Source organism: Ferrovibrio sp. (assembly GCF_002796975.1).
Lineage (GTDB): Bacteria > Pseudomonadota > Alphaproteobacteria > Ferrovibrionales > Ferrovibrionaceae > Ferrovibrio.
Map to the genome: position 1 here is coordinate 54,702 of NZ_PEKV01000022.1, position 5,175 is coordinate 59,876.

The 5,175-nt window shown below is 61.4% G+C and carries 4 protein-coding genes; 1 reads left to right on the top strand and 3 read right to left on the bottom strand.

Annotation, left to right across the window (positions count from 1 at the left end; genetic code table 11):
• Positions 1 to 115 precede the first annotated feature (115 nt).
• Both CTR53_RS20345 and CTR53_RS20350 read right to left on the bottom strand, forming a co-directional pair.
• Positions 116 to 1,663, bottom strand: coding sequence for an OFA family MFS transporter (locus CTR53_RS20345; protein ID WP_290818019.1), 1,548 nt, complete (start codon positions 1,661 to 1,663; stop codon positions 116 to 118).
• 350 nt (positions 1,664 to 2,013) lie between these two features.
• Positions 2,014 to 2,910: a LysR family transcriptional regulator gene (locus CTR53_RS20350; RefSeq protein ID WP_290818022.1), complete on the bottom strand. Its 897-nt coding sequence runs from the start codon at positions 2,908 to 2,910 to the stop codon at positions 2,014 to 2,016.
• Between the two features lie 218 nt (positions 2,911 to 3,128).
• Here CTR53_RS20350 and CTR53_RS20355 point away from each other — a divergent pair, with 218 nt between their 5' ends.
• The gene (locus tag CTR53_RS20355; RefSeq protein WP_290818025.1) at positions 3,129 to 4,532 is read left to right on the top strand and encodes a methyl-accepting chemotaxis protein; all 1,404 of its coding nucleotides are present in this window, start codon (positions 3,129 to 3,131) and stop codon (positions 4,530 to 4,532) included.
• Between the two features lies 1 nt (position 4,533).
• Here the strand turns inward: CTR53_RS20355 and CTR53_RS20360 are convergent.
• Positions 4,534 to 5,175: 3-phosphoshikimate 1-carboxyvinyltransferase (locus tag CTR53_RS20360; RefSeq protein WP_290818029.1), on the bottom strand; the 642-nt coding region annotated here is incomplete at its 5' end.

Consider the following 5,175-nt stretch of genomic DNA (forward strand, 5'->3'; position numbering starts at 1 on the left):
ACGAATGTCCATACCGGCACTAAAGTTCATATTCGCTGCCCCTAAAAGTAGAAAACTCTCCGGCGTCGAAAGACGCCGGAGAGCATTGCCTCAACACATTATCCCAGATGTGATCTTAGCGGAACAGGACAAAAGTGTTGGACAGCGTGGTCCACACACCCCACAGGATCGGGATGCCGACAATGGCCCAGGCCAGCGCGGCCCTGCCATCGAAGCCACCCCTGCCGATACCGAAGGAACCGGTCGGGCCCGTCGCAGTGACGGCGACCTTCGCCTGCATGTCGGCCACTTCCTGCTCGCTCATGTACCATTTCGGGTCTACGGGCTTGACCAGCAGGTTGCAGATGAAGCCGACCAGCAGCATGCCGGCCAGGATGTACATGGTGAAGTCATACACCTGGGCACGCGGAACGCCGGCGGCGATCTGCGCTTCACGGATGTAGTTCACCACCACCGGACCGATGATACCGGCCGTCGACCATGCGGTCAGCAGGCGGCCATGGATCGCGCCCACGAACTGCGTGCCGAACAAGTCGGCCAGATAGGCCGGTACGGTGGAGAAACCACCGCCATACATCGACAGGATGATGCCGAAGAACAGCACGAACATCGCCTTGCTGCCGATATGCCCAGCCCAGGGGGCCGCAGCATAAAGCGCGATGCCGAGCGCGAAGAACGTGTAATACGTCATCTTGCGCCCGAGCTTGTCGGACAGCGAGGCCCAGAAGAACCGGCCGCCGATGTTGAACAGCGACAGCAGGCCGGTGAAGCCTGCGGCAATCGCCGCCACCATCCTGCGCTGGTCTGGATCAAGCTGCGTGAAGGAAATATCGGGATGGCCGATCAGGCCACCGGCGAAGATTTCCTGCAGCATCGGCGAAGCCATGCCGATCACGCCGATGCCAGCGCTGACATTCAGGGTCAGCACGGCCCAGACCAGCCAGAACTGCGGGGTCTTGTGCGCGTTCTTCAGATGCACGTGATGCTTGGTGATCATCGACTTGGCGTTTTCCGGCGGCGGAGTCCAGCCGTCGGGACGCCAGCCGGCCGGCGGGATGCGATAGCCGAAAGCGCCACCCATCATGAAGACGAGATAGATCACGCCCATCACGACGAAAGTCTGCCACACGCCGTTGCTGGCGTCGGTGCGGAAAATGCCCATCAATATGTTGGCCAGCGGTGCGCCGATCATGGCGCCGCCACCGAAGCCCATGATGGCCATGCCGGTCGCCATGCCGCGGCGATCCGGGAACCACTTGATCAGGGTCGAGACCGGCGAGATGTAGCCGAGGCCGAGACCGACACCGCCGATCACGCCCGATCCGAGCCACATCAGCCAGAGCTGGTGTGTGTAGACGCCGATGGCACCGATGAACAGGCCGCCGCACCAGCACAGGGCGGCAACGAAGCCTGCCTTGCGCGGGCCGGCGCGTTCCAGCCAGCCGCCCCAGATGGCGGCGGCCGAGCCGAGGATCACGAAGAACAGCGTGTACATCCAGCCGAGTTCGCTGACCTTCCAGTCGCAGGATGTGGTGAACAGCGCGCCGACCCAGGTCATCTCGGGCGGGCAGGCCTTGGCCGCCGCTCCGCCGATCTGGCGGGACAATGGCAGCCAGAACACGCTGAAGCCATAGGCCATGCCAATGCACAGATGAATCGCCAATGCCGCAGGCGGCACGAGCCATCGATTGAATCCAGGCTTCGCGATAATACGCTCGCGATCCAGTAGCCCAACTCCGGGCATCGTTCCTGCAGTGTCCTGCGCAGCGGCCATTTGCCGTCCCCTCCCTTGATATTGTCTGATCATGCCAGCCGCACTTCCCTGCATACGGCATGGCCATGATTCATGGCCCGTTTCGGACCATGTAGAATCATCTACTCGTTCATTCCGGAAGCCTGATCAATACAGCAGTCATATGCTGCGATAGAACAAATCTATCACTTATGCTGCGCCGCACCCGCATCGCCCGCTGGGGTAATCAGGTACGCCCATAATATACTGGTGATACTGTTTTAGTCGCGCAGGCGCTCGGCAAGGCGCTTGGCTTCGGCAACCAGGGCGACAATCAGCGGAGTCATCGGTTCGCGATTGGGAACCACCAGGCCGATCATGTGCACCGCTTCCGGCTGGACGATGGGGATCGAGCGCAGGCGTTCGGTCAGACCCAGTGTATTCGCCAGTTTTTCGGGCATTACGCTGGCCCAGCGCCCGGTGCGGACATGCGAGAACAGCACGATCATCGAGTTCGATTCGAGCGTCGATTCAGGTTCGCCACCGCCGGCAGACTGCAACAAGCGGTTGATGATACGCCGGTTCTGCATATCGGGCGTAAGCAGGCAGAGCGGGATCTGGCCAACCTCGGCCCAGGTGACGGACTGGCGGTCGCCGAGCGGGCTGTTCTCCGACGTCACCAGCCGATACTGCTCGGAATAAAGCGGAATCGAACGGGCCTTCCCGAGCGGCTCGTTGTCGATATAGGTGATTCCGGCATCGATCTCGAGATTGGCAAGCATCGACAGCACTTCGATCGATGTGCGCGAATAGACGGTGAATTTCACCTGTGAATGCTTCTCGCGATAGGGCGTGGTGAGTTCCGACACCATGCCTAAAGCCGTTGGAATTGCTGCAATTTTCAGATGCCCGACGAGGCCGCGCTTGAGCGCCTGCACCTCCTGCCGCATCGCCCGCGAATCCGCGACGATGCGCCGTGCCCAATCCAGCACGCGTTCGCCTTCCGCCGTGAAGCCGAGAAAGCGCGAGCTGCGCTGCACCAGCAGCACACCCAGAATGTCTTCAAGCTGCTTGATTGCCGCGGAAAACGTCGGCTGCGTGACCCCGCATTCATCTGCTGCTTTACGAAAATTCTTTTCACGCGCGAGGGCGAGAAGAAACTCAAGCTTGTCGATCATGCAGTCTTCTTAGCTGCTTTTCGTCGCAAGGAGCAGAATTTTATCTCGCAGCTGCGCAGTGAAGCGCGAGCATGCGTGCGATTATCGAAAATTTTTATGAGAATTTTATGTTCAGCTTCAAAAGATAAGAATGCTGGCCTTGGCGACTGGGCCTGCGCTATGACTGAAAAAAAGAAAAAGACGTGAAATGATTCGCCACGCGGGGGAAATTCAGTCGCATGAATGCACATGCCGAGCAACCGAATGCAGATGCCGGCGAACTGGCCTGGCGCGTCTCTGATGAAGTCGGCAAGCTCAGTGTCGATATCGCCGATGTGGTCGGCGACGTGCAGCAGGTCAGCCGGCTGATCGACAACCAGACCGAACAGTTTCATGTCATCGCCGATGCCACCAAGGAAATCGTGGCCAGCAACCTGCAGATCGCCGATATGGCCGCGGAAACGCAGCGCGTGGCGAAGCAGGCGCATGACGATGTGGATGCATCGCACAGCGAACTGAGCAAGTCGCTCACCGATATCAGTGAACTGGTGGACGCCGTGAAAGCGATCGGCGACCAGCTCGCCACCTTTGAAACCGCCATGCAGAGCGTGGCGAAAGTGTCGGCCGAGATCGGTCAGATCGCGCGTCACACCAATATCCTGTCGCTGAATGCCACCATCGAAGCGGCGCGCGCCGGCGAGGCAGGCCGCGGCTTTGCCGTGGTGGCGCATGAGGTGAAGGCGCTCGCCAAGCAGACCAGCGGCGCCACCGACGAGATCGCCCGCACGCTGGCCGCGCTGACCATGCAGATGAAACAGCTGAGCGAACGCATGACGGCTGGCATGCAGAGCACCGAACGCGTGCGCCAGAGTGCCACCACGATCAGCAATGCAATGCAGACGGTGGGCGAAGCCGTCACCCGCGTGGACCAGAATGCCGATTCGATTGCCCGCATGACCGAAACCATCGGCCAGCAGGCCGGCAGTTTCGGCCAGACCGTGCAGGAGATGAATGCCGGCGTCGATCAGTCGAACACCGCGCTGAAGGCAGCCACTGGCCGTATCGACCGCACACTGGCCGGCGCCGAATCGATCATGATGCTGACCGCAACCTCGGGCTTCGAGACGGCGGACAGCAAGTTCATCGCCGCCGCCGTCGAGGTCGCCGCGCAGATCGAACAGGTCTTCGCCGAGGCAGTGGCGCGCGGCGAAGTCACGGTAGATGCGCTATTTGACAAGAACCTGCAGCCGATCCAGGGCAGCGACCCGGTACAGTATATGACGCGCTACATCCCGTTCCTGGATCGCGTGCTGCCGCCACTGCACGATCCGGTCATGGCGCTGGACGAACGCATGGTGTTCTGCGCCACCACCGATCACAACCTGCTGATCCCGACGCATAATCCGAAATTCCGCCAGCCGCTCAGCAACGATCCGATCTGGAATGCCGCGCATTGCCGCAACCGGCGCCAGTATCTCGACAAGACCGCGCAGGCAATCACGCGCAGCACGGCGCCCTTCCTGCTGCAGACCTATCGTCGCGACATGGGCGGTGGCGTTTTCGTTCTGATGAAGGATGCCTCGGCGCCGATCCGCGTCGATGGCCGCCTGTGGGGCGGCCTGCGCGTCTGCTACAGGGCCTGACTCAGGCCAAGGTCAGATCGCCGCCGAGCCGGCGCATCAGATCGGCGAAGCCCGGGAAGCTGGTATCCATCACGCGCGCATCGTCGACCGTGACGCCGTCCTTTGCCGCCATGCCGAGCACGAGGAAAGACATCGCGATGCGGTGATCGAGTTCGGTGGCGATCACCTCGCCCGCCGGCAGGCCCTGCGGCGGCTTGCCCTTGCCGCGAATGATGATGCCGTCCTCGAATTCCTCCAGGTCGACGCCGCAGGCTTTCAGGCCGCGCGCCATCACCGCCAGGCGATCGCTTTCCTTCACGCGCAACTCCTTCGCACCGCGTACGATGGTGTCGCCCTCGGCGCAGGCGGCCGCCACAAACAGGATCGGATATTCGTCGATCATGCTGGGTGCGCGCTCTTCCGGCACGACGATGCCTTTCAGGCGCGAATGCCGGATGGTGATGTCGGCGACCGGCTCGCCGCCTTCGCTGCGCGTATTCGCAAAGCTGAAATCGGCGCCCATATCCTGCAGCGTCGTGAAGACTCCGGTGCGCAGCGGATTGAGGCCGACGTTTTGTAATGTGATCTCAGATCCTGGCACAATGAGCGCCGCCACCATCGGAAAAGCGGCAGACGACGGATCGCCCGGCACTGCAATCGTGGC